This window comes from Shewanella sp. SR43-4 (genome assembly GCF_014163845.1).
In the GTDB taxonomy this organism is placed as follows: Bacteria; Pseudomonadota; Gammaproteobacteria; order Enterobacterales; family Shewanellaceae; genus Shewanella; species Shewanella vesiculosa.
In genome coordinates this window covers 277,569-302,388 of record NZ_JACJEB010000001.1, presented here as the reverse complement: position 1 = coordinate 302,388, position 24,820 = coordinate 277,569, and the positions used below count along the sequence as shown (strand labels likewise).

The following is a 24,820-nucleotide window of genomic DNA, read 5'->3' as shown; positions in this document are numbered from 1 at the left end:
TGTTAGAAGTTAACGGTCAGTGAGGCATTGACGTCATAGGCAGTGTCAACCACAGGCAGCATTGAGTAGGCACTACCGGCAATCACATCGTCAATTTTCTGAGGAGCACCCACTGGTGAGCCACTTCCGGTATATTCATAGTCGTAATACAAACCGGCTAACTTGATAAACATTTTTGGATTAATATCAAAGATATAATAGGCTTCGGCAACATGACCGCGGGTGGCTAACTTACTGCCGATTGGGTCGTCTTGTGCTTGGGTGAAGGGACTCCAGTATTTAGAGCCGTAGTTATATTCCAAACCGAATTTACCGAAGGGGGCAGGGATTTGCATACCCACATAAATGCCATAACCGTCTTTGGTGTCGCTATCAACGGTTTCTTTTGGCACCATAATGATTTCAGTACCTGTGCTATTAAGTTCGGCTTCAAATACCGCATCGCTTAACATGCCGCCGAATAAACCGGCATTGCCGTTCGGTTCTGCACGAGTCCAGCCGAGTGAAGCAAACACTTTCATATCGTCATCGGATTCATAGGCATAACCAAGTCCACCTAAGTACATATCACCAATCACACCGCTTGGTTGCACGCGGGTGACGAAGTTAAAGTTGTCAAATTTTTGCATGTCTTGATACATGGTTGGGGCAAAGATGCCTGCCAGTTGAGTTGGGAATGCCATGGTGCCTGTAAAGCCATCATTGACATCTTTAGCACCGAATAAGGTGAACTGTAAGAAATGGTTACCGTCATTAATCAAGTCGATATTAAACCCGCCGAGGTGGGTGTCTTTAGTGATGATGTCACCAAACAATTCGCCATTACCGTACTGTGACTCAAAGCCTTGACCGTAACAAAAACGTACAGTTTGCCCTTCAGTACCTGTGATATCACCTAAGTTGTAACCTAAGGTAAGACCATCGAAGTTGAAATTGACTAAGTGGCCTGACGGTGTGCCGCCTCTGAGTTCATTTTCACGATAATGGCTTGGTGGGCCATAGGTTGAAGGACGACGCCCAATAGAGAGGTAAACGCCACTATCGTTAATATCTTTCCAGTTAAAATAGGCGCGCTCTACTTTTAACTCATCACCACTGGTGCTACCGCTACTGGTGCCATCCATGGTGAATGAGTTCCACGAGTCGAATACTTTAACCCCAGCTGAGTCTCCCCAACTCTTAAACATGGTTAAGCGTCCGGCAAAGCTGACGTTGTCCCATACTTTGGCATCAATGTTTAGGCGTAACCGGGTAGTGTAAAATATGTCGTTATTAATATCTTGTTGGGTTTTTTGGCCTAACACCATTGGCATAATGCCTTGCAGCATACCGCTTTGAAACGCGCTGGCTAAATCAGGATTAGCCATCATCATTTGGCCCAATGGTGAGGTGGCACTATTTGGATCGCCAAATGCTCCTGACATGGCTTTCGCGCCAAAATCAGAAAAGTTAACGTTCATGGCAGGGTTCCATGTGACATTTTGATAATGTAATGAGTGTGCTTTGGTTCTAAAGTCACCAGTGATGGACACTCTGTCCAGTGCCGTATGGCGCTCAGTTTTATCAACCCGTGAGTTTAAGTCGTCAAGATCTTCGGTAATGGTGGCCAGTTGTTGTTTAAGATCGGCAATTTTTTGTGCATCGGTGTCTGCCGCTAAGCTAGCGCCGCTCATGAAAAGCGCATTAGCTACAAGTATTGATATCAGAGTTCTCATCATCTTTCTCTCCCCCTAAACTTGCCAAATGTATAAGCTGATGTGGCAAATTTTTGGTGTAAAAATCCCTGAGGCTAAGCCTCACTATTTTGTCAGTTTGGTTATTGGCTGATGTTGACGCTTAAGACGACAAGGCCCTAAGCTGTAATGACTTAGCCACAGGTTGCTGGTTGGTCTGAATCGGCTGCGTGGTCATATAAAAACTGTTGAATATCTTTCAAGTCTTTTTCTGATAGCGCCTCGAAAACAGCAGGTTTGGCTTTATGCATATCACGGGTGAAAAAGCGATCCCACTGGCTCATGGTTTTGGTCATAGGGGTGAGCTCTTTGCCTTCACTATTGGCACTGTGGCAAGCTTTACATTCTTTTTTATAAAGATGTTTACCTTTTTTAGGGTTACCACCTTCTGCAGCCATTACTTGGCTACCAAGAGAAAATGCAATCGCGATTGCAATACCAACTTTAACGTAAATGTTCATCATTTTATCCTCTACAAAGCTTTTTATGGCTGGTGCCTTAGCAACATATATTTATTGTTTTGCTGTAAATAATGTTACCTAAAAGGAGGTAGTGTTAATTTGAAGTAGATCATATCCATGAGAAAAAACTAATTGAAAAAAAGTTAATTGATAAAAATCTAATGGAGTTGATGTGATGCAGATCTATTGTCTAGAGGGTAATAGTTTGCTAGAGGATAAATTAACGTTTAGTGACAGGGATTCAGCCACATAAAATAATGCGCAGCCCTGTTTATTGGAAGGTCATTTGATAAAGAGAATCAGTGAGTGGCGTTAAATTAATGCGATTGTCGACTTTATTACTAATATTGTTGCGCTAATGCTACACAATATTAATGTCGCAGCCCGGGTTTTCTCTTTATCGACACGGCCAATTAATCGACCAGAGACAAGGTAGCCTGCAATGACTGAGGGGAGTAATAGCAGTGATAGCCATAAATGTTTTACTTCAACTAAGCCGACAACGGCTAAAATAGCCAATGCGATTAATGAGCTAAAGACAAAAAAGGCTGATAGCGCCGCCCTAAATTGACTGGCATCTTGACCGGCAAGTAAAATGGCCATTGGTGGGCCGCCGATCGCAGCGATATTGCCAAATATGCCCGAAAATACCCCAGCGATAAATAAACTGATGCGATTGATTGGTGCGGTAAAGCGAAAGACGCTTAGGATAACGGCAATAAACACGATTGCTGCAATCACCAAGCCTAGTATGGCTTGTGGTGCAAACAGTAATAACCCTGCACCTAAAAATCCTCCTGGAACACGTCCCAGTAAGGCATATTGTAATCCATTAAACTGCAGGTGGCCGCGCTCTCTAAACAAGGTCATTGCAGAGATTGCAAAACCCATGGCAATAATAGGAACAGGAACTAATTGAGGATTAACAATATACAGTAGTGGGCTTGCTACAACGGCTAACCCAAAGCCAATTAAGCTTTGGGTTAGCGCGCCAAAAAATACAATAATTGATGCCAGTATCAAAGTGGTTGGATCGATAAATGACATCATAATTTCTCTTTAAAATATTACTGCTTATAGCAATCCACATTGAAATTGGATCTATTTTAGGCGTACAGCAACTTTGCCTTTAAAAGACTGCCTCGAATACCACGCTAATCATTTTCGCTAAAAGAGCAAACTTCAATAAGGATTGGTATCAATGGGCAGTTTTAAAGTCGGTGAGGGATTCATTAACCTGTAGGTTATTCGAGCTCTTCCCATTCGATACCCATATCATCCATTAACTTTTTCGCTTCACTTGGAATGCTATCAGGCTGATCTTTTGATAAATCACCGTCATAAGGTAATGGTTGACCTGTGTACGCGTGCAAAAATGCTTCGCATAGCAGTTCACTGTTAGTTGCATGGCGCAGATTATTTATCTGGCGACGCGTCCGCTCATCTGTCAGTACTTTTAATACTTTTAAAGGGATAGAAACCGTAATTTTTTTTACTTGTTCATTTTTTTTGCCGTGTTCGGCATATGGGCTGATATATTCGCCATTCCATTCAGTCATTAACTTACCCTTAACGATAAATACGCTGCAGATTTTAAACCGTTACAATCTCTAGTCAAATTATTGCTACTATTTAATCCCGATGCAAATAGATTTCTCGATGTTTAGACGTCTAAACGTCTATTTTGGTTGACTCAGGGAGAACTCTTCGGTAAATTTGGACGTCTAGACATCTATTGTGTGTTTGTGACTTTTTAGGAATCAATTATGACTCAGTATCAAAGTGCCACTTTGGCCGTTCGCCAGGGTATAGAAACAGACACACAACATGGTGCTATTGTGCCGCCGATTTATTTATCGACCAATTATTCATTTGATGGCCATACTAATCCTCGCGAGTTTGACTACAGCCGTTCAGGTAATCCGACGCGTTGTATATTAGGTGAGGCGATTGCAAAACTTGAGCAAGGTGTAACTGGTGTGGTGACATGTACCGGCATGGCGGCCATTACCTTAGTGACCAGTTTGTTGGGCCCAGATGATTTATTGGTTGTGCCGCACGATTGTTATGGTGGCAGTTACCGTTTATTTACTAACCTGGCCAAAAAAGGTCAATTTAAGTTATTGGTTGTTGATCAAACTGATGCGCAAGCGCTGGGCAACGCGATAGCGCAAAATCCCAAAATGGTCTGGTTAGAAACGCCATCAAATCCATTACTGCGGGTAGTCGATATTAATGCGATCAGTATCGCTTGCCATGAGGTTGGCGCGTTAGTGACGGTTGATAACACTTTTTTGTCGCCAATATTACAACAACCTTTATTGTTGGGGGCCGATATCGTTATTCACTCAACCACCAAATACATTAATGGTCACAGTGATGTGGTCGGTGGCGCTGTGGTGGCTAAAGATGCTGAAGTGGGTGAATTATTACATTGGTGGTCAAACACCCTTGGATTAACCGGTTCTGCTTTTGATAGCTATTTAACCTTACGTGGCTTAAGAACGCTGGCAGTCCGCATTCGTGAGCATCAACGTAATGCGCAAAAAATTGTAGAATTACTCAATGCCAGTGATGTGGTTGCCAAGGTGTATTATCCAGGGCTAAAAGACCATCCGGGTCACGAAATTGCCGCAAAACAACAACAAGGTTTTGGCGCTATGTTAAGTTTTGAATTAACCGGTGGCGAAGCTGAAGTGGTGGCCTTTTTACAGGCATTATCTTTGTTTAGTATTGCTGAAAGTTTAGGCGGAGTGGAAAGTTTAGTTGCTGTTCCTGCCACCATGACTCACCGTGCAATGGACCCACAGGCAAGGCAGCAGGCTGGTATTAAAGACACTTTACTGAGATTATCTGTCGGTATTGAAGATGCAGATGACCTGCTCGCGGATATTCAAGCCGGTCTCGCCGCTGTTACTGCGATAAAATCAGCTTGAGTTGGCTTAATTCGAGTTTAAGTTTGCTGTGGTTCCGGCCAAATAAAGTAAAATAGAAAATATGCACTTGCCACACTGTTTATTTCAAATTAGAAGTATAGCTGTCGCAATAAAAGTCTTAGTTGTTTAAGGAGTTAGTAATGACGCGAAGTCATTTACATAAGTTTGGTGGTTCAAGTTTAGCGGATGCAGATTGCTATCGCCGTGTTGCCCATATTTTGCTTACACATGGTCAAAGTGATGATTTAGTTGTGGTATCGGCCGCCGGCAAAACGACTAACTTTTTATACAAATTACTCACTCTGCGTGACAGCGGTCAGTTATGGCAAGAAGAGCTTCAAGTGCTGATCAGTTATCAGCAGACATTAATTGAACAGTTATTATCAAATGAGCTGGCTCGTGACCTACGTGAGCGCCTGTCGACTGACAAATCGCAATTAGTCAGTTTATTGTCTTTAGAGCAGCGTAATGACTACCAATTAAACCAAGTGGTCAGTTTTGGTGAGCGTTGGTCTGCACGCCTTATGGCCGCATTGCTGAGAGAAATGGGTGTAACAGCCACTCATGTGGATGCGTGTTCTATTTTGGTTGCAGACGAAGGTGCTATTCCCAATATTTTAGTGGCGCAATCGCGTGAAAAAGTACAAGCCTTACTCGCTTTACATCCGCAAGAGCGTTTAGTTATTACAGGTTTTATTTGTGCTAATCGTCATGGTGATACGTTATTGTTGGGCCGTAATGGTTCAGATTTTAGTGCTACCTTAATTGCCAGTTTAGCCGACATTGAGCGTGTGACGATTTGGACTGATGTTGAAGGGGTATTTAACGCCGACCCGAATAAAATTAATGACGCTAAATTACTCAAGAGTATGTCACTAGCAGAAGCGGATCGCTTAGCTCGTCTAGGCTCGCCTGTGTTGCACTCACGTACCTTACAGCCATTGTTTAATACTCACGTAAGTTTAGCCGTGCGGTCCAGTTATGCTTCACACACTGACTTTACCTTAATTGCTCCACTGAGTTCATCAGCCAGTGCACCCGTTGTGACTAACTTAAATGAAGTGGTGTTGTTTAGTTTTAAAATGAACGCTGACATTGAGCCGTTACTGACTATTTTAGATAACGTTGGCATTACGCCTTTAGCTTATTGGTCGCTAGCACAGAATAAGATTGAACTTGCACTTACCCTAGAGTGCCAGAAACAAGTACAGGCCTTATTGACGCAATACAGCAGTGAGTTTGGTATTGACGAGTTAAGTGCCCAAACTGATTTAGGTTTAGTGGCCCTTGTCAGTGCTGATGCGCATCACTTTAGACGCAGTTTTGCCCGATTACTTAGCCGCGATGCTAAACCTGTTTATCAAGATTCACTGAGTTTAGTCACCTTAGTGCCGCAAGCTCAAGTGAGCTTATTGACTCAGAAAGTGCATCGTCGTTGCGCTGGGCCAAGAATGCGCATCGGAGTGTTATTGTTGGGCGTGGGTAATATAGGTGAGGCGTGGATTGATTTATTTAAACGCGCAAGCCCTGCATTGGATCATGAACTTGAGGCTACTGTTGAGTTAGTGGGTTTAGTCGGCTCGAAAAAAGCCTTAATCTCTAATGACGGAATTAATCTCGAGCAATGGCAACAAGATTATCAGCAGCACGGCATTGAATGGGATTATGACAAATTGTTTGATCAGTTGGCACTGTTATCATGCGATGAAATTGTCGCACTCGATATCAGTGCCAGTGCAGCGTTAACCTTACAATATCCAGAGTTATTTGCCCGCGGAATTCATGTGGTGAGCGCGAATAAATTAGCCGGCTCTGGGCCATTACCTTTTTATCGCGAATTAAAACTGCAACTCAGTAATCGTCGCTTGTTTTGGCGTTATAACGCGAGTTGTGGCGCCGGTTTACCAATACAACATGCATTAAATGATTTACGTAACAGTGGCGACACAATTGAGGCCGTTGGTGGCATATTTTCCGGCACCTTGTGTTGGTTGTTCGAAAATTATGACGGCAGTAAACCGTTTTCTGAATTAGTACTCCACGCTCGAAGTTTAGGTATTACAGAACCTGATCCGCGTGATGACTTGTCGGGCCGCGATATGCAACGTAAGTTGTTAATCTTGGCGCGCGAGATTGGTTTGGCGATAGAATTAGATGATATCAGTCTTAACTCGTTAGTGCCCAAAGCCTTAGCAGAGTTATCACTTGAAGACTTTTTATCACGCATCAGTGAATTAGATGATGGTTTGTTGCAGCAATATGTCGCCGCAACAGAGCAACATAAAGTACTGCGCTATGTGGCTTCGTTGGATAAAGTGGAAGGTAAGTTACAAGCTGAAGTGAGTTTGCAGTGGGTGGATAATCATCATCCTTATGCCAATTTAACCCCAGGCGATAATGTGTTTGTTATTCGCAGTACGTTTTATCAAGGTAACCCTTTGATTATCCGCGGACCAGGGGCCGGGCGTGAGGTGACTGCTGCAGCGGTGCAGTCCGATTTAGTGCATATCTGCAAAGACCTATTGCAAGAGTAGGTCAGTTAAGTTGTCATCCCGGTAACGCTTTGGAGCCGGGGTTTAGCTTTTTTGGCCTGCGGCCATCAACGTCATGCCGACACTTCACTATTTCGTCAGCCCGACACTTCACTATTTAGTCATTTTGATATTTCACTATTTCGTCATTCCGGCAATGCTTGTGAGCCGGAATCCAGCACTATTATTTATTGCTTTGTACTTATGGCCAGCGGCCAGCTTAGTGGTGCTTGGCTCATAACAGAGTAAAGGGGAAGAGCGCTTATACTCTTTTGCAAACCCTTAGCGCCCGATCAACATTTCCTGGAAAGCTAACACTTCGCGACAGGGTTTTATCCTACTGCTCACGTATTCTGTTATGGGAAGTTTTCAACGGCCTCAATGTTAGTTAGCATTACCGTTATGGATAAAGCCAACTAGCGATTTATGCTCTTATCAATATCGCCACACATGAGTACTGACTCTCTGGGCAAAAGGATATCCAATGCAAAGGCCAACAAAGGAACAAATTCGAGATTTACCCCTTTATGACGGTATTAGTTTAGAGAATATTATCGTCGTTACAAACAAAGCCGACTCTATAAATGCAATAGCGGAGTTAAGAACTCATTCTTGTTTAGGGTTTGATACAGAGAGCAAACCTTGTTTTGTAAAAGGTGAGGTCAGTGATGGACCTCATTTAATCCAGATAGCCACAAAATCTAAAGTATTCTTATTTCCTACAAAATTTTATGAAAACTTTACTGCAATCGCTGAAATATTATCTGACCCGACAATAAAGAAGGTAGGTTTTGGATTGAAAGAAGATAAAAAACTTCTTTTTAGAAAATTTGGCATTAAATTAATCAATACAGAAGAACTCTCTTCAAAGGTGATGCGTTTTGCGCAAGTTAAACAACGCGTTGGCGCTAGAGTTGCGGTTGCGATGTTTTTTAATCAACGGCTATCTAAGAGTGCACAACAATCCAATTGGTCAATATTCCCCTTACACGATCATCAGAAAAGATACGCCGCAAATGATGCACATAGCGCATTATTAATTGCTCTCGAAATAGAAAGACAGAGCCATTCATCTCCCTAAAGAATATGAGCCTCTCACCAATTAATTTAATAAACAACATTAGCTTATTTGACCAAATAAATAAGCTTGTTGACAATTAGTTAGGGTCATCAAGTTTCCTGCACTGCCTCTGCGCTTAATCACTCACCTATAAAACCCGTTCCCTGATTTCTACTCGTTGGTTCTCAAGCTCTCTGCTGTGTTGAATTTGTCTTATTGGCAAAAGCTACATCATTGCTTGAGAATCTCTATTTTGTGATTATCAAAGTGTTATAAATTTAAATTATCAATTAGATAAGTTTTGATAATTTTTATTCATTACCTGTCCGCCGTAAGATTACGCCATCGAACAAAGACGAATCAATAGTTTTTAGGAGTAAGTTATGAAAATGAATCATGTAGGTTTGATGGTTGGCGACATGGATAAAGCGGTTGAGTTTTATACTAAAGCGCTGGGACTAAGAGTGGTGATGGGTAACACTAAGGTTCAAGAAGAACGTAAAACTGCTATTGGCAGAATGTGTGTGGCCGTTTTTGGTGAAGGCTTTAAAGGCTTTAACATTGCACACTTAGTCACGACTGACGGTATTGGTGTGGAGATGTTTGAAATGATCGACCGTCAACAACGTCACGAAGTTGATTTTACCCGTCTTGGTATCTTCCACTTTTGTTTGCAAACAGATGACTTTGAAGGCGCTATTGCGCGTACGGAGCAATATGGCGGTAAAGTAAGAATGGACATTATGCGCTACCACCCAGAAGACGACAGTAAGCTAGCACAAATGGTCTACTTAGAAGACCCGTTTGGCAACTTGTTTGAACTTTACTCGCACAGCTATGAAGAAACTTACTCTACTGATTACGAGTAATTTGTTTAACGATATCCGTATTACTTTAACGCTACCTAGATAGTAGCTTTTTTATGTCATGGGAAATGTTTTTGAGGTTACTTTTGAGCATTTTTGCAGAGAAACTTAATATATATCAAACGATTAAATAATCTAACCAGCTTAATCAGAGTAATACTCGTTTTTATTAACCGCATAAGAAACTCATTTATTGTCAGTTTGATGGTTTGTCACACAGTGATTTGATAAAGGCTTGCAGACATATGCAGATGGCTGCGTAACTGATTTGAGCTGTTAGGCACTAAAAGGAATACAGTGAACACTTATAGTCGGTCTGTAGTCATTTTTATTGTGGTTCAAAGGATTTGGCTGGTTTCGTTAGCGCTCGCGTTATTGCTTGCGATTGAGCTGTAGACTTAAATTGGTTAATTGATGGTATTTTAGCTTGACTTAGGATGCAGTTAAACTAGTATATGGACATATAGACGTCCAAACGGCTAAATTGAAAGTTAGTTAATTGGTATTGGCTCCTAAGTTTTACAGAAGTTGAAGGAATACATTATGGCTTTTCATCATGCGCAACATGCCCAGTCGTTAAATCAGAGCTTGTCTGAGCTGAATGATATTAATGTTTCTTTTGAGTTCTTCCCGCCATCAACGCCAGAGATGGAAGAGATCCTGTGGAATTCAGTTCGTCGTTTAGAGCCGTTAAACCCTAAATTTGTCTCTGTGACTTATGGTGCCAATTCCGGCGTACGTGATCGTACTCATAGCGTGATTGAACGTATTCAGAAAGAGACGAATCTTCTAGCGGCACCGCATTTAACCTTGGTTGATGCTAGTGATGAAGAGTTAGTTGAACTGGCAAAGCATTATTGGAATTCAGGTATTAGAGACATTGTCGCCTTACGTGGTGATTTGCCTGAAGGCAGCCCAAAACCAACTCGCTTTGCTAATGATTTAGTACGTTTATTACGTTCAGTGGCAGATTTTGATATTTCGGTTGCGGCGTATCCTGAGGTTCATCCAGATGCGCGTAACGCTCAGGCTGATTTAATTAACTTGAAGAAAAAAATTGATGCGGGCGCCAACCGTGCCATTACTCAGTTTTTCTTTGATGTTGAATCCTATTTACGTTTTCGCGATCGCTGTGTCACCGCTGGCATAGATGTTGAAATTATCCCTGGCATTTTGCCGGTGACTAACTTTAAGCAAACTAAACGTTTTGCTGGAATGACTAACGTGGCGATTCCACATTGGTTACATCGCCAATTTGAAGGTTTAGATGACGACCCTGCAACTCGTCAGTTAGTTGGAGCCAACGTTGCGATTGATATGGTAAAAGTATTGTCTCGTGAAGGGGTTAAAGATTTTCATTTTTATACTCTTAACCGTGCCGAATTAACTTATGCTATTTGCCATACGTTAGGTGTGCGTCCAAAGTAAACAGGCATAACGACTCTACGCCTATTTTATCGTTGCAAAAATGCTCATTCATTTAAACCATTAAATTGCGCCTTTTGCCTTGAACTAAGCGTAAATAGCTTAGCGTTGAATAGGCCGTCCTATTCAAAAAAGTTAAATTAGAATGGCTGCTAAGTCGATAGCAACAGACGCAGTGGTCATAGTCTCTAACCCCGTTAATGATTTCATTAGCGGGTTTTTTGTTTAATATTTATGGCCTTTTGTGTGAGTATTCGACGTTTGCCGTATTCTTTTTTTCATATTTATAGCCTATGGTATATTAACAACAATTAATAACTAAAAAGGTGTGATGATGAAAACATCCTTTTATGTACTCAGTGTATTGGCTGGCTTAACCATAGTTAATATTGTGCAAGCAAATGCTGCAGAACCTCAACAAGCCATTCCACCCGCCGCTCAGTTATGTACTTCTTGTCATGGTGCTCAAGGTCAAGGAATTGATATCATTGGCCCTCGTTTAGCTGGTTTATCGGCTGAATACATTACCAATCAACTCAAGTTGTTTCATGCCGGTAAACGTCAAAACCCCACCATGCTAGCAATGGCTGCCACGGTACAAGGTGATAATATTGGCCTAGTGGCACAATATTTTAGCCAACAGCCAGTTGCTGATATTTCGCTGCAATTTCGCGGTGACAAGGTTGCCATTAGTGATCCCTCTGAAAGATTAGCCTTTCAAGGCGATTGGTCGCGAACTATTCCGGCGTGTACCAGTTGTCATGGGCCATCGGCAATTGGCGGAGGCAATTTCCCTCGCTTAGCAGGCCAGCAAGCCAGTTACATCAAGACCCAACTATTAGCTTGGCAAGACGGCACTCGAACCGGTGATATTGACAATATGATGGGTAATATTGCGCGGAAATTAACAGCTGCCGAAATCGATGGTTTATCGCAGTATTTTGCCAATATAAAATAAGGACATGGCTATGAAATTATTATCGCTATTGAGCATTGGTGTCCTGTTTAGCTTGCCTTTACAGGCCAATGAAATGTTAACTGAAGTTCCTGCTACAGCTTCAGCAGCACTACCTGATCGCCAAGCGGCATTGCCTGCAGTACCTAAAAAAGTGGGTGAGAACTATCTACAACCTGCGTCATTAACCGATATTCCTGCGGGAGTTTTTGGTGACAAAGTTCGCCTAGGCTATCAATTGTTCGTGAATACTCAAACGCTTAGAGATAAGTACGTTGGTAATCAACTCAGTTGTGCTAATTGTCATATGAATGCAGGGCAACAAGCTAATTCGTCGCCTTTATGGGGGGCATATTTTGCCTATCCGGCCTATCGTAAGAAAAATGATAAAGTGAACAGCTTTCAAGAGCGTGTTCAAGGTTGTTTTACTTATTCAATGAACGGTAAAGCGCCCGAGTCTGGTTCTCCTGAGTTAGTGGCAATATCTGCTTATTCATACTGGTTAGGCATGAGTGGATTAATGGCACAATATAACGTTAGCGGCCCTGTGCCTGAGTTATCTGATGCTGAATTAGTGAAAGGTGCAATGCGGGATGATTTCCCGATGCCAGAGGCCATTGCCAAAAATTTAGATACCAAAGCGCTAAGTCAGTTACCTGGACGGGGCTTTCCTAAAGCGCCAGATCCAGAATTAGCCTATGCGCCGGAGCGCGGTATGATTGTTTATCAAGCTCATTGCCAAACTTGTCATGGCGAAGATGGTCAAGGACAAATAATCGCTGGGGTTGCTGCCTTGCCGCCATTATGGGGACCTCAAAGCTTCAACTGGGGCGCTGGAATGCATCGGGTAAATACGGCTGCTGATTTTATTTATGAAAATATGCCGTTAGGTAAAAGTGTCCAGCTTACTGTTCAGCAAGCTTGGGATGTTGCCGCTTATGTTAATTCGTTTGATCGCCCACAAGATCCTCGTTTTAATGGTGATGTGAGTAAGACTCAAGCCACATACCATCAGCACCAGGGCTATTATGGCCAATCGGTTGCTGGTAAGCCTATTTTAGGGACTGATTCGTATCCGGTTTTTCCGCTTAAAAATACAGTTAAGCCTTGATATCTATCTGAATTAAGATAAACCTATGAATGATGCCCATTGAGTGAACGCTTAATGGGCTTTTTTGTAAGTGTACACATTACTTAGACAGAGCTTATTGAGCATAGCGATCAGAAATGGCAGTATGTTGATCTTAGCTTTTATTTATTATTACCTCATAGGTTGGGCAATGACATTATTCACCTTTGCTGCACAATTGTGCCCACTGTGCCAACAAGATAATGCTTGTGCCATGGAGCAAGGATTAGCCATAGATGCATGTTGGTGCGCTAAGCAAACCGTGGATATGCCCTCCATTATTGCGCAGTTTAACGCAACATCTTCAGGGGTTGATTTACCCAATAATCAATGTGTTTGTCAGTCTTGTATGGCTAAATTAGTGCAACAATCTGATATTGATGCCGTTGAAACTTATTCACCCTAACCTTAGATTACTCATTAGCGAAATCTCAATGCTATTTGAGTGATGGTTTGTGTTACCGCTTCGAAGCGGCTTAACTTGGCATATAAACACTTAACGCCAATCAATAGCTGTTTTGATGTCCTCGTTATTGTCCTTCCCAAGTAAGTTAATATTTTTATTTATCGACCTATAAACCAATATTGGTACTTATTTATAACCGTCTCTGAATGCATATTTGTGTCATGGCAGAACAATGCGCGATTTATATTAATAGGGGGATCTTCTGATGACTTTAGGACGGTATTATTGAAGTTGGCGCTAGTCACATATACATGGTTGCTATGATTAACGAAATCGAGGTAATCTAAAATGATTGTTTTTCAACGGAGTTGGGCTGTTGAGGGGGAATCAGAAGATAATTAACCTCAGTTTTGGATAATAAACGGTTTTCAAACAGCCTGGTGAGTAAAGCACAGTGTAGGTTTGATTTTGTAGATTTGGTATGACTCCCGTTTAAACGTTTTATCCTGTCTATTATCCGCGAGGTGAGGTTAGTTAATAATAATTATAACTTTAGACATAAATCATTACTCATTATGAGGTTTTTACATGGAAGCAGTCACACAATTTGTCAATATGGTTAACGGTATAGTATGGGGTGTTCCCATGCTAATTATGATTTTAGGTGTCGGGCTATTTCTGTCGATTGGCTTAAAATTCATGCCTATTTTAAAGCTAAATCGAGGCTTTAGATTGTTATGGGCGGGTCGTCAGGTTACAGATGATAGCGAAAAGGGTGATGTCAGCCCGTTTAATGCATTAATGACCTCATTATCAGCCACTATTGGTACCGGTAACATTGCGGGTGTGGCAACGGCGATTTTTATTGGTGGTCCGGGTGCGCTATTTTGGATGTGGTGTACGGCGCTCGTGGGTATGGCGACTAAGTTTTCGGAAGCTGTTTTGGCGGTGAGGTTTCGTGAAACAGATGCTAATGGCAACCATGTTGGTGGCCCTATGTATTACATCAAAAACGGTTTAGGCAGTAAGTGGGCTTGGTTAGGTACTGCATTTGCTATTTTTGGCTCTATTGCTGGTTTTGGTATTGGTAATACCGTACAAGCTAACTCGGTTGCGGATGCGATGAGCAGTAATTTTGGCGTGCCTAGTTGGGTGACCGGCGTGGTGTTAATGGTGCTGGTTGGTGCGGTACTGATGGGCGGTATTAAGCGTATTGCTGAAGTGGCTGGTAAGCTAGTGCCATTAATGACAGTGTTTTATATTACTGCGGGTTTAGCGGTATTGATTGTTAATGCAGCGCAAGTACCCGCGGCTTTTCTGTTAATTATTGAAAGTGCTTTTAACCCGGTCGCAGCCCAAGGTGGTTTTGCAGGCGCAGCGGTATGGGCTGCAATTCGATTTGGTGTAGCGCGAGGCGTATTTTCCAATGAAGCTGGTTTAGGTAGTGCCCCGATTGCTCATGCCGCAGCACAAACTAATAATCCTGTAAAACAAGGTTTAGTCGCTATGTTAGGCACGTTTATTGACACCCTTATTGTGTGTTCAATTACCGGTTTGGCTATTGTGGTTTCTGGTGCCTGGACATCAGGTGAAAACGGCGCGGCGTTAACCTCATTGGCATTTTCAAATGCATTGCCTATGGGAAATTATATTGTGGCAATTGCATTGGCTATATTTGCCTTTACCACCATTTTAGGTTGGAGTTTTTACAGTGAAAAATGTGTCCAATACCTTTTAGGTGATAAAGCCGTCAAACCATTTCGTCTCATTTGGACCTTAGTTGTACCGATAGGTGCAGTCAGTTCGTTAGAGTTTATTTGGTTATTAGCTGACACATTAAATGCGATGATGGCGATTCCAAACTTAATTGCGTTGGTGTTGTTAAGTCCTGTGGTGTTTGGCTTAACTCGTGAGTATTTTATTAAGCAACGAGCTTTGAAAGCTAACGCTTAAACTCGTCTAGTTAACGACTCACGTTAATATTTCGCAATTGTGGTTAAGCATGTTCATTGGTAAATAGATGAACATGCTTCCTTAAAAGGATTTTTATGAAACATCTTACTTTTGCTGTATCAAGCGCAGCGTTATTGATGGTGATGCTCTTGTCCGGGTGTTCTAATCTGTCGCTGCGAACAAATGCGGGTACCATTGCGCTTGGCAATGCCAAGATAGCAGAGATTGATACTTATACCTCTGGAGAAATATCCCGGTTCAAAGCAAAGTTTCTAGGCGATGTGACCACTTCATATTGTGAAGTCTCATCGGATCCTGATAAGTTAGATGATCTCCCTAGCTTGTCTTCAATGACTAAATCGCTCAAATTACAAGTGAAACAACGTGGTGGAAATGCCATTGTTATGAAGCAATGCGGCAAAGTTAATTACCCATCGTGTGCTGTGTATTTAGAGTGTAATGGTGAGGCGTATGTCATCGACCGAGGTATTTAGATAGATTCGTTACTTAGTGTCTATTAGTGCAATATAGTGAGCGTTACCTGCATCATTTAAAAGAAGTTTATTTTTAATAGGTTAAGTGTAACTATCGCACACTTAACCTATTACATTTCCATTGTGGTTTATTCGAAATTGTTATCAAACTCTGAGTCTTCAAATAAGTCGACGGCAGAACTTGGAACAACATTTTTGAATTGGCGAGCAAAATGGCGTTGCACCCCTTTGAGGTCGATATTACCTATTCCTGAGGCAAAACCAAACCAAGCATAAAGCCCGCTAATATCTTCAAACATCGGAGGTAAATACTTAGGGTGGGCAATAATACCTTCTTGATAAGCTTGGTACAGTACCGGAATATCCTCAATGGCTAATTTGCCTAAAAATAGCATAGGGATTAACTCAGGTAGCCCAGTGCTGATGGCACTACGAATAAAGTTAATATTTTCTACATAACCGCGCACGTAAGAGATGTCTTTAGTAAAAAAGCTACCGCCGCCTACCATGCCACCACGAAATACCCGTTGAGTTACCCGATAGCTGTCTTTTGAGCTTAAATTAAGGTCTCTGAAATAGCGGTACACTTCAATAAAATCAGCCCCTTTCTCTGCCATGTCTACCGCAGAGACTCGATCGCTAATACGTCGAGCGCGGCCCGGATTTGAGCTTAAGGTGAGCATTTCCATGAGCACAGCTAAGCCTTCTTGCGAAGCGGTAACGCGTGGTGATCCAACGCTGAGCCAAGTGGCATGAGGTTGAGCACGGCCATTGAGTGTGGTGCCCACATGAACCCAGCCTTCATGCACTTCATAGATATTCAGATCAGATTCGCTGAACATGGCGCGAGTATTGAGCTTAACCGTATCGCCTCCGACGGCGGCATCGGACACAATACCATCACTCAATTTAACGTGAATTTCATCATTATGAAAATACTTCACTAAGCGTTCGCTGAGGACATTTACCGCTTCTGGTGCCGTTACAATCTTAGGATGGCGGCTATTCATGTGGCGCGCCGCTGGCAAAGAAAATATATGGCTTAAGCGATCGCCCAGTTGGCGTAATGTATGGCGATCGCCATGTAATTTGTGGCTGGCACTGCCGTAAAGCTCTTGGCTAAGTTTACCAAACATCGGCTTGCCACGATTATGCAGCATGTCTATTACTATGCGATATTGATCAATATTGGCCAGTAAAATTTTACCTAATTTATCGCGTTTACCTAAACCACGCTCAACGGCAGTTTTTAAACCTTGCAGGTCTGTTTGAGTTTGATCTGCGTTAAACGATAGCGGAATTGACTGATAAAAGTCATTACTAACGTTGGGTAATTGTTTACTTTTTTGCGCTAAAAAATCATCTTCAATTTGTCTTGGCCATTTTATTGAGTCTAAAATTTTAATTGGCGCTTGGATGCGAATTAATTCATCAGAAAAACGACGAATATCTTGTTGATAACGCAATAAAGAGTCAGACATTGTCTTTTCCTAATCTAGAGAAGTTGTTAGCAGTGCTAGCGGCCATATTAGCAGATGTTGATCATAAAACTGCAATGAAAAAATAACCATCTAGTTAGCACTATTTTAGTGCAATTTATCATGGCGTATAGCAATGTCTTAAGGGTGGTTTTTTTAAGTTACTAAAAATATTGAATTATTTTCTTGGCATTAAAACTGCTTTACCTAAAATAGTAATAATTAAAAGGAAAATTTATGGCAGCGATGAGCTATTTAAGTGTGATTGAGCGTTATCATGAATATGAGCATTTAGTGCACGAGCTACTAGAGTCTATTTTGATTGGTGTGGGCGATATTAATTTATTCGAGCAACCTATATCGGCTAAAATTTTTGAAGATATGGCGATAAGCTATCCCTTCGTGGAACTGATTTATTTATTGAATGCTCAGGGCATACAGATTTGCCCCAATATCAGCGTCATTAACCAGCAGGTTAAATTAATGAATTGCGGTGACCGTGCAGATCGAAGTCAGCGGCCTTACTTTACCCAATTGACTGCGGTTGATACTGTGCATATTACTCGACCTTATTTGTCTAATTCTGGCGGTGGCTTGTGTTTGTCTGCATCACAAATGATTAAATCTGCGTCTGGGCAAGTGGTAATTGTGGTTATTGATGTCAACTTAACGCGCTTAATTGAGTTTATGATGGGTGACAGTGCTAGACGCAAAATGTCGCCTTTTTTTAAAAGTATTTATGCTGCAATTGTACTGGGCCTTTTTGTGTTAGTGAGCGTGCTAATGTGGACTGTAGTTCGTGACATTTATACCCTTTTTAGCCAAATTTCTGCTACCCATGATCCATTGCAACCCTTCGGCATTATTATTTTTCTTACCTTGGCATTAGCCATTTTTGATTTGGGTAAAACCATTTTGGAAGAAGAAGTATTGATGCACAAAGATATTTTTCGTCACAGTTCAACTCGACGAACGATTACGCGGTTTATTTCGACCATTTTGATTGCGATTTCAATAGAAGCCCTGTTGACTATGTTTAAAGCGTCACTAGGGGAAAAGCAATATATTGAACCAGCAATTTTAATGATGTTGGCAGTCGTGGGCTTGTTGGTCGGGCTGGGAATCTATGTCTATCTAGGGGCCAAAGCCGAGCTGCTGCTCACCCAAACCCAAGCGGGTAAGCATATGCGGCGCGAACAAATTAAAAGCGTATAGTGTATTGATCAGCGCCTAACATCCACTGAGATAAAGATGATAAAACAGACTGGGATAAACGATATAAGCGTTTATCCCTATTTTTTAGAAAAAGTCATCGTCACCAATTGCTTTGCGTAATTGGGCTTGTTCGAGAAAATCTTCTAATCTTCGTTTCACTTGGCGTTTATGCTGTAAACTTTCGGCAGACTTAACGTTTCTAGGCGTCGTCATCGCATCTATTTCTGTGTCATCAGGCACTATTTCACTAATATTAGCCATCACAAAACCCTCATGTAAAATAAAAGCGTGGTATTAATTCAATGAGCATTTTCTAACTAAAAAAACGTTAATAGGGAAGTAAAATATTTTTCCTTAATTGGACAGCTATTTTTACCCTTCGTTTTGAGCTTAGCAGTAAATGTATTTCTTGCTAGTAAAACATAAAGCCAAGTGCGAAGAGTGTGTGCTTAAACTAGTATTATCTATGCCATGATGTCGCCAGATAATACTGCTTCTATCTGCTACAGATAGAAAAACGCCACCTGTTAATGAGGTGGCGTTGATATACTCATAAAGCGAGTCAGTAATGGTGTTACTCGTTATAGTGTAAACCCGTAAGAGTAGCCTAAAACAACTTTTGCATCATTGTCTGGTAAGTCAGTATCAGCCGCCATGAATGATACGGTACCTATGTCTGTTTCAGCACTTAATGTGACGTTGTAGTCTGCATAAGTGTCACCGAATAAATCTTCAACTACATCGCCTTGTGAATAACCATAGTGGAATGCGACACTGAGCTTTTCTGTTAACGGGAAGCTGGCATTGGCCTGGATATAGCTCCAATCTGTTTCGTCACTGGCACCAGAAACACCTGAATCAGCATTAATTACTTTAGAATAGCCAACATCTAGCCATTTCCATCCAAGAGTGAGCGCGACTTCACCAAAATCAATACTGCCACCAGCATCTGGGTAAGCATAATAAAGGTAGCTAATGTCGTAAGTTAAGTCTTCAGTAAAGTTACCACCATAACCGCCGTACAAATCTAACTCGTAACTGGTTTCATCACCAAAATCGACATTAGATACCCAAGTGCCAGCATAAAAACCAGAGTCATGAGCATAATCAATGCCACCTTGAACCGCAGCCGCATCATTAGTTTGTGTGGTACCACGCCATAAATAGTTTGATGTTGCGCCAATATTACCCGTAACTTCAGCAAGGGCAGAGCCACTCAGTAATAAGCCTGTTGATAATGCAATTGCTTGATATAGTGATTTTTTCATCTTCATCCCTTAACGTTTTATTATCAATGAGGCATTTATGTGTCACTAAATGAACTCAATGTTGGTTTGTCTGAAGATTAATTAGCGAATCGCATGCCAACTCTATTTTCCTATTAAAGTCAGTTGCTTATGTATTTATGGATCATTTTGTTGCATATTTGTTGCAACTTAATGATGCAAGCTCGCCCCTTTTTTGTGCAACAGTGCTCAGCATCCTAATATTCGTTGATGTTGAATTAAGAGATAATATTGTTTGCAGAGGATAAATATAAAAAGCAGGCAATAAAAAACCTCCATAAAGGAGGTTTCTAGCAAAAAAAGAGTAAACGAATAATTAATTAACGCTATCTTTTAGTGTTTTTCCAGCTTTAAACTTAGGCACTGTAGCTGCTGCGATTTGAATTTCTTTGCCAGTTTGTGGATTACGACCAGTACGCGCGGCACGTTGAGTGGTTTCAAAAGAACCAAAGCCAACAATAGAAATTTTATCACCATTTTTCATGGCTTCAGTTACCGCTTGTTCGAAAGACTTTAGAGCGCGGCCAGCTTCAGCTTTTGTTAGTTCCGCATTTTCAGCGATTTTTGCAATTAATTCACTTTTGTTCATATTGATATTCTCTGCTTTCCATAGAAGTGTTTTTTTAAAACATGATTAACATGCCACAAGCGATGCTGGTTTAAAAGCACTTTATCCCATAAATTCAGTATCTGTAATGGTTTTAAAGCAAAATTAGCACAAATAATGTCTTTATTTGCCTTGTTGTTACTCTTCTAAGAGCTGATAAAGAATTTTCTTAACTAACTGCGGCTCGAAAGGCTTGTCACAAAGCGCATTGACGCCAGCACTAAATACATTACTCAGATGAGTGTCGTTGGCTTCTGACGATACCATTAGGATTGGAATATGAGATTGTTGACTGTGGTTACGGATGTACTGAGTCAGTGCAAGTCCGTCTACCGAGGGCATATTGTAATCAGTGATCACTAAATCATACATATTGTCTTTCATTAGGCTAATCGCTTGTTCACCATCAACAGCCTCAGTAATTAGCTGTATGCCTAAATTGCCTATGGTGCGCTTAATAACATTTCGTGCCATTCGGCTATCATCAACCACCAATACTCTAATGCTGTGAACATCAAAGTGGGTTAAATCGAGCTCGTCATTGCTGAGTAAATCAATGGTTGAGTTAAGTGCCGTAGCTAAGTGTTCTGCATTAAATGGTTTTGGTAAAATAGCCACCACGCCTGATTGTCTAAAAATTTCTAGCTGCTCACGACGACACTCACTGGAAACCAGCATAAATTGAATATCACTCAATGCTGGAGTCATTTTAATGTACTGCAATAACTCAGTGGCTTCGCCATCGATAAAATGGAGTGCGCTGGCAATTAAGTCTGGTTTATGGCGATGGATTATCTCTTTAGCTTCAGCAATGGTTGCGGCAGTTTGGATGCTGCTGACACCTTCTTGCTGAAGGCGAGTAATAATGATCTTACGTTGAGTCTCTGAAGGCTCAAGTAATAGGATGGATAATTCACTTGGAGATAAGCTAGTCATAATTCACGTTCCACAGATATTTATTATTAGTATTATTTTAATGTTGCATGTGTAAGTAAATTGTACACTAAAAAAATGCTAGAGATGATAGTTCAGCTAGGCCTATAGCACTTGGTGTTTATTTTTGAGCAAGATAGTCTCTGGTCGCGTTCGACAGACCAACCCACCATTGAAACACCACCACACTTAACAGTAATAACCATAGCGGAATTAATGGAATATTATAGCCTCGAAATACCAGTTTGACGTCTTCAGGGGTGATTTGATAGGCAATCAACGCCGTTGTTGTCATTGCAACTAACCCTAGGCTTTGTAAGGCGACATAGCTGAGTAGCAGTACTTTTGTCCATGGCGCACGTATTAGTAAACCAATAAAAACCGGTATCACTCCCAGAGTTAATAAGTCAAAGGCTTCAAAGGTGATCGCGCGCCAAATAGCAACAAGAGTGAGTACAACATACAGTGAGATAAGGATCATCACTCTAACGGGCATTCGTTGGGCTGAATTTTGGTTCATATTGATCATAGTACTGGAGAATTTGAGGTAGAATATCGCACAAAACAGAGTGATGGGTATATTTTGATGACAGAAACACATTTTTGGGCGCTAGTGACCCGCGATAAACCTGAGCAGTCTTCTGCAGATCTCACCCTGAGTTTACGCCAGCAATTAGAAAACTTGGACGATGAAGCACTCAAGGCATTCGATAAAATATTAGGCCAACAATTACGTCGCAGTTATTCCTGGTCGATTTGGGGAGCAGCATACATAGTGACAGGTTGCGATTCTGATGATGCTTTTACTGAGTTTAGGTGTTTTTTATTGTCGTTAGGTCAGCAATGGTACAACAAGATTATCGCCAATCCAGATAGCTTAGGGGAATTAGAAAATTGGCCGTTAGTGGACGATTATGCTTACCCGTTTGTTGAAGATTATGATTTGATTGCAGGACAAGTCTACGAAGACCGCACTGGCTTAGAGCTGCCATTCTTACCCTCAGGACACAGTACTCCAGAGGGGAAAAAATTTAGCACTAAACCAAAAATTATGCGTCAAACCTATCCTTTATTGAGTGCGCGTTTTCCATTTTAGTGGACCGCTTGATCTTAGGCGTTGTTAAGCTTTGGTTCAGCTTATGAGGACTATAGTCAATTTATAGTGATGATAGCTTAATGGCTAACATTTGATTTGATGATAAGTATCGGCGTGCAAATATGGTCAAAGTTGCTTTAACAGAAGCTGAATAGCGTTATCTGAAGCAGCCTTGAAACCTGTGTTATCACAAGCGCCTAAGTCCCAGGAGGTCTATTATGAATGTAAAATATATAATGCTAGCTTCGGTATTAGTATCCCAAATTGTTATGGCTGAAGATGCGCCACCACCTAATCCTGTTACTGAAGTTGGGCTGGTAAAAATTGAATGGCAAAATCCAAAAGATTTCAGTGATATCAGAACTTCTAACGAGCTTCAGTCACGATTTGAAAACCGTTTATTTGACACTTTAACCAAGAATATCAATAAAGAAGCCGAAAAAACCCTCAAGCCAGGACAGACACTGCAAATGACAGTGACTAACTTTGATCTAGCGGGAGACATGCGACCAACATTTGGTGCCACGCCGGGTGATTTACGTGTTGTAAAAGATTTATACCCACCCAGAGCCACCTTTAGTTACACGATTAAAGAAGGTGACAAGGTGATTATTGTTGGTGATGAAAAAATCACAGATATGAGTTTTATGTCTAACTCACATCGCTTTAATGACCGACCATTTCAGTACGAAACAACTTTATTTACCGATTGGTTACAAAAGAGTGTCGCACCTAAACTATAGCCCTTGGCGACAGTACTTAGGATTATATCGATAAGGTTGATTTAGCGCAGGGGTTGTCTGTTTTATCTGGAGTGACTTGATGAATCGTTGTTGATAACCAAATGTGCCAGTGACGCTGGTTACGCTTGATTGTCGCCATTGGGTTTTATCAATGATTGTCGCCGCAACATGTAAAGGTCATATCAACTAAGGTTGCTCCTGCATGAAGATTCCGCAGGAGCATAAAGATTATTTAGACAGTTTAAATACTTGCAGCGTTTGCAGTAAAGTCGCAAGTTTTTTGACAAAGGCTTCGAGAGTTTCAGGTGCGACATGAGTACTACTCTGCATCGCATCAAACTCAGCTACCAATTCTTGTACATAGGGCAAGAAACGGTTGCTACTTTCCGTAAATCCTTGATCTTCAGTAAAGATAGCCACAAACTTACCATGTCCTGCTTTACGTAATTCGTCAAGGCGAGCATCAGAGTCAATCGCCTGTCTATAGGCTATTTGCAGATTTTCTTTTATCTGTAGAAAAACATTGGTGTACGGCATAATTGCCTCATAGTGCATTTGTAAACAATAAAGCTAATTATAAGGAGCCGCTATGCTGGCAACAAGGAAAAGTCCGCTTATTTTTAATATAGGGATGATTTATCGTCGTTTACAGCGATATAGCTTTAGTTTAGTGGTATTTCTACTGTGTTTTGGCTCTACATCGGCAACGGCATTGGATTCGCCAGTATTTTATAAAATTGAGTATCAACAACAGCAAGCGTATTTACTGGGTTCAATTCATATCGGTCGCCAAGATTTTTACCCATTAGGACAACATATTGAGTCGGCATTTAAACAAGCAGATGCACTCGTGGTTGAGGCCGATATTAGCCAAGGTGACACGGGAGCGCTATTACAGCAGTACGGTGCTTTGTCTGCCGATATTGTCGCAGACGTTAATGCGACACGCCAAGTTTATTGCCAAAGTCATCAAAGTTTGTGTCAGGCATTAGCACCATATGCTCCTTGGTTACAGTCAGCACAAATTAGTATGGGCCGTTATGCGCAATTAGGTTATAGCGCAGACCAAGGCGTCGATGCTTATTTTATGGCAAATCGCAGTGACAAAGCCCTAGTTGAACTTGAAAGTATGCAGTTTCAATTTGAATTAATTTCATCATTTTCAACTGCGACCCAGATGCAAATGCTGGATGATTCGATCAACGTCAGTGATGCCGAAATGCTTGATTTAATTTATGCTTGGCGCCAAGGCGATGCCAGTGCATTGGCAACCATTATGGAATCGCAAGCGGGTGATGCCGATGAATTGCTTGAAAAATTACTGTGGCAACGCAATCACACTATGACGCAAAAAATTATCCAGTTACTACAACAGCGTAATTATAAACAGCTGTTTATTGTGGTTGGAGCAGGCCATATTGTTGGTCAGCAAGCCATTCCTGACTTACTTAAACAGCAAGGTGCAACGGTCACCCTTTGTACCTTTTTGCAGTGTTAAGGAGAATGCTGTGCG

General features: G+C 41.4%; 25 protein-coding genes. 14 read left to right on the top strand and 11 right to left on the bottom strand.

What is annotated here, in order from left to right; translation table 11 throughout:
- Positions 1 to 2: 2 nt before the first annotated feature.
- The 4 genes from H5123_RS01390 to metJ form a co-directional block, all read right to left on the bottom strand.
- Positions 3 to 1,715 (bottom strand): DUF3373 domain-containing protein, encoded by a 1,713-nt coding sequence (locus H5123_RS01390; RefSeq protein ID WP_182696905.1) that lies wholly within the window; start codon positions 1,713 to 1,715, stop codon positions 3 to 5.
- A gap of 152 nt (positions 1,716 to 1,867) precedes the next feature.
- Positions 1,868 to 2,197: a cytochrome c gene (locus H5123_RS01385; protein WP_124015148.1), complete on the bottom strand. Its 330-nt coding sequence runs from the start codon at positions 2,195 to 2,197 to the stop codon at positions 1,868 to 1,870.
- A 309-nt stretch (positions 2,198 to 2,506) separates the two neighbouring features.
- Positions 2,507 to 3,244 carry a sulfite exporter TauE/SafE family protein gene (locus H5123_RS01380; RefSeq protein WP_182696767.1) on the bottom strand — a complete coding sequence of 246 codons (738 nt, stop codon included), beginning with the start codon at positions 3,242 to 3,244 and terminating at the stop codon, positions 2,507 to 2,509.
- A gap of 194 nt (positions 3,245 to 3,438) precedes the next feature.
- Positions 3,439 to 3,753: a met regulon transcriptional regulator MetJ gene (metJ, locus tag H5123_RS01375; RefSeq protein ID WP_011638970.1), complete on the bottom strand. Its 315-nt coding sequence runs from the start codon at positions 3,751 to 3,753 to the stop codon at positions 3,439 to 3,441.
- Between the two features lie 207 nt (positions 3,754 to 3,960).
- On the opposite strand from metJ, the gene metB reads away from it, so the two are divergent.
- The 10 genes from metB (at position 3,961) to H5123_RS01325 (ending at position 15,949) form a co-directional block, all read left to right on the top strand.
- A complete protein-coding gene (gene metB, locus H5123_RS01370; RefSeq protein ID WP_182696766.1) occupies positions 3,961 to 5,130 on the top strand; it encodes a cystathionine gamma-synthase in 1,170 nt (389 codons plus the stop codon).
- A gap of 140 nt (positions 5,131 to 5,270) precedes the next feature.
- Complete coding sequence (locus tag H5123_RS01365; protein WP_124015145.1) at positions 5,271 to 7,664, top strand: bifunctional aspartate kinase/homoserine dehydrogenase II; 2,394 nt, start codon at positions 5,271 to 5,273, stop codon at positions 7,662 to 7,664.
- Between the two features lie 481 nt (positions 7,665 to 8,145).
- Complete coding sequence (locus H5123_RS01360; protein ID WP_182696765.1) at positions 8,146 to 8,742, top strand: 3'-5' exonuclease; 597 nt, start codon at positions 8,146 to 8,148, stop codon at positions 8,740 to 8,742.
- 362 nt (positions 8,743 to 9,104) lie between these two features.
- Positions 9,105 to 9,590 (top strand): VOC family protein, encoded by a 486-nt coding sequence (locus H5123_RS01355; protein ID WP_124015143.1) that lies wholly within the window; start codon positions 9,105 to 9,107, stop codon positions 9,588 to 9,590.
- A gap of 540 nt (positions 9,591 to 10,130) precedes the next feature.
- Complete coding sequence (gene metF, locus H5123_RS01350; protein WP_124015142.1) at positions 10,131 to 11,015, top strand: methylenetetrahydrofolate reductase; 885 nt, start codon at positions 10,131 to 10,133, stop codon at positions 11,013 to 11,015.
- A 331-nt stretch (positions 11,016 to 11,346) separates the two neighbouring features.
- A complete protein-coding gene (locus tag H5123_RS01345) occupies positions 11,347 to 11,970 on the top strand; it encodes a c-type cytochrome (RefSeq protein ID WP_182696764.1) in 624 nt (207 codons plus the stop codon).
- A gap of 10 nt (positions 11,971 to 11,980) precedes the next feature.
- On the top strand, positions 11,981 to 13,078 hold the full coding sequence (locus tag H5123_RS01340; protein ID WP_182696763.1) for a c-type cytochrome: 1,098 nt from the start codon (positions 11,981 to 11,983) through the stop codon (positions 13,076 to 13,078).
- A 169-nt stretch (positions 13,079 to 13,247) separates the two neighbouring features.
- Entirely contained in the window at positions 13,248 to 13,502 is a 255-nt protein-coding gene (locus H5123_RS01335) for a cysteine-rich CWC family protein (protein WP_182696762.1), read from the top strand.
- 588 nt (positions 13,503 to 14,090) lie between these two features.
- The gene (locus H5123_RS01330) at positions 14,091 to 15,455 is read left to right on the top strand and encodes a sodium:alanine symporter family protein (RefSeq protein WP_124015138.1); all 1,365 of its coding nucleotides are present in this window, start codon (positions 14,091 to 14,093) and stop codon (positions 15,453 to 15,455) included.
- 95 nt (positions 15,456 to 15,550) lie between these two features.
- Positions 15,551 to 15,949: a hypothetical protein gene (locus H5123_RS01325; RefSeq protein WP_259395240.1), complete on the top strand. Its 399-nt coding sequence runs from the start codon at positions 15,551 to 15,553 to the stop codon at positions 15,947 to 15,949.
- Positions 15,950 to 16,077: 128 nt separating this feature from the next.
- On the opposite strand, the gene H5123_RS01320 is transcribed toward H5123_RS01325, so the two are convergent.
- Positions 16,078 to 17,430 carry a flavohemoglobin expression-modulating QEGLA motif protein gene (locus H5123_RS01320; RefSeq protein WP_124015137.1) on the bottom strand — a complete coding sequence of 451 codons (1,353 nt, stop codon included), beginning with the start codon at positions 17,428 to 17,430 and terminating at the stop codon, positions 16,078 to 16,080.
- A gap of 234 nt (positions 17,431 to 17,664) precedes the next feature.
- On the opposite strand from H5123_RS01320, the gene H5123_RS01315 reads away from it, so the two are divergent.
- Positions 17,665 to 18,642, top strand: a complete 978-nt coding sequence (locus H5123_RS01315) for a PDC sensor domain-containing protein (RefSeq protein WP_182696761.1) — start codon at positions 17,665 to 17,667, stop codon at positions 18,640 to 18,642.
- Positions 18,643 to 18,726: 84 nt separating this feature from the next.
- On the opposite strand, the gene H5123_RS01310 is transcribed toward H5123_RS01315, so the two are convergent.
- The 5 genes from H5123_RS01310 to H5123_RS01290 all read right to left on the bottom strand — a co-directional run bounded on the left by H5123_RS01310 (position 18,727) and on the right by H5123_RS01290 (position 21,988).
- Positions 18,727 to 18,903 (bottom strand): PA3496 family putative envelope integrity protein, encoded by a 177-nt coding sequence (locus H5123_RS01310; protein WP_165870035.1) that lies wholly within the window; start codon positions 18,901 to 18,903, stop codon positions 18,727 to 18,729.
- Between the two features lie 320 nt (positions 18,904 to 19,223).
- Entirely contained in the window at positions 19,224 to 19,910 is a 687-nt protein-coding gene (locus tag H5123_RS01305; RefSeq protein WP_124015135.1) for a TorF family putative porin, read from the bottom strand.
- 334 nt (positions 19,911 to 20,244) lie between these two features.
- A complete protein-coding gene (locus tag H5123_RS01300) occupies positions 20,245 to 20,517 on the bottom strand; it encodes an HU family DNA-binding protein (protein ID WP_101033991.1) in 273 nt (90 codons plus the stop codon).
- A 156-nt stretch (positions 20,518 to 20,673) separates the two neighbouring features.
- Entirely contained in the window at positions 20,674 to 21,471 is a 798-nt protein-coding gene (locus H5123_RS01295; protein WP_182696760.1) for a response regulator, read from the bottom strand.
- A gap of 118 nt (positions 21,472 to 21,589) precedes the next feature.
- Positions 21,590 to 21,988, bottom strand: a complete 399-nt coding sequence (locus tag H5123_RS01290) for a hypothetical protein (protein ID WP_235781736.1) — start codon at positions 21,986 to 21,988, stop codon at positions 21,590 to 21,592.
- A 66-nt stretch (positions 21,989 to 22,054) separates the two neighbouring features.
- Here H5123_RS01290 and H5123_RS01285 point away from each other — a divergent pair, with 66 nt between their 5' ends.
- Both H5123_RS01285 and H5123_RS01280 read left to right on the top strand, forming a co-directional pair.
- Positions 22,055 to 22,564: a DUF4240 domain-containing protein gene (locus tag H5123_RS01285; protein WP_182696759.1), complete on the top strand. Its 510-nt coding sequence runs from the start codon at positions 22,055 to 22,057 to the stop codon at positions 22,562 to 22,564.
- A 218-nt stretch (positions 22,565 to 22,782) separates the two neighbouring features.
- Positions 22,783 to 23,307, top strand: coding sequence for a DUF3016 domain-containing protein (locus H5123_RS01280; RefSeq protein WP_124015131.1), 525 nt, complete (start codon positions 22,783 to 22,785; stop codon positions 23,305 to 23,307).
- 228 nt (positions 23,308 to 23,535) lie between these two features.
- Here the strand turns inward: H5123_RS01280 and H5123_RS01275 are convergent, their stop codons facing one another.
- Positions 23,536 to 23,844, bottom strand: coding sequence for a prephenate dehydrogenase (locus tag H5123_RS01275; RefSeq protein ID WP_182696758.1), 309 nt, complete (start codon positions 23,842 to 23,844; stop codon positions 23,536 to 23,538).
- 52 nt (positions 23,845 to 23,896) lie between these two features.
- Between H5123_RS01275 and H5123_RS01270 the strand changes: the two genes are divergently transcribed.
- Positions 23,897 to 24,805: a TraB/GumN family protein gene (locus tag H5123_RS01270; protein WP_182696757.1), complete on the top strand. Its 909-nt coding sequence runs from the start codon at positions 23,897 to 23,899 to the stop codon at positions 24,803 to 24,805.
- Positions 24,806 to 24,820: the final 15 nt, after the last annotated feature.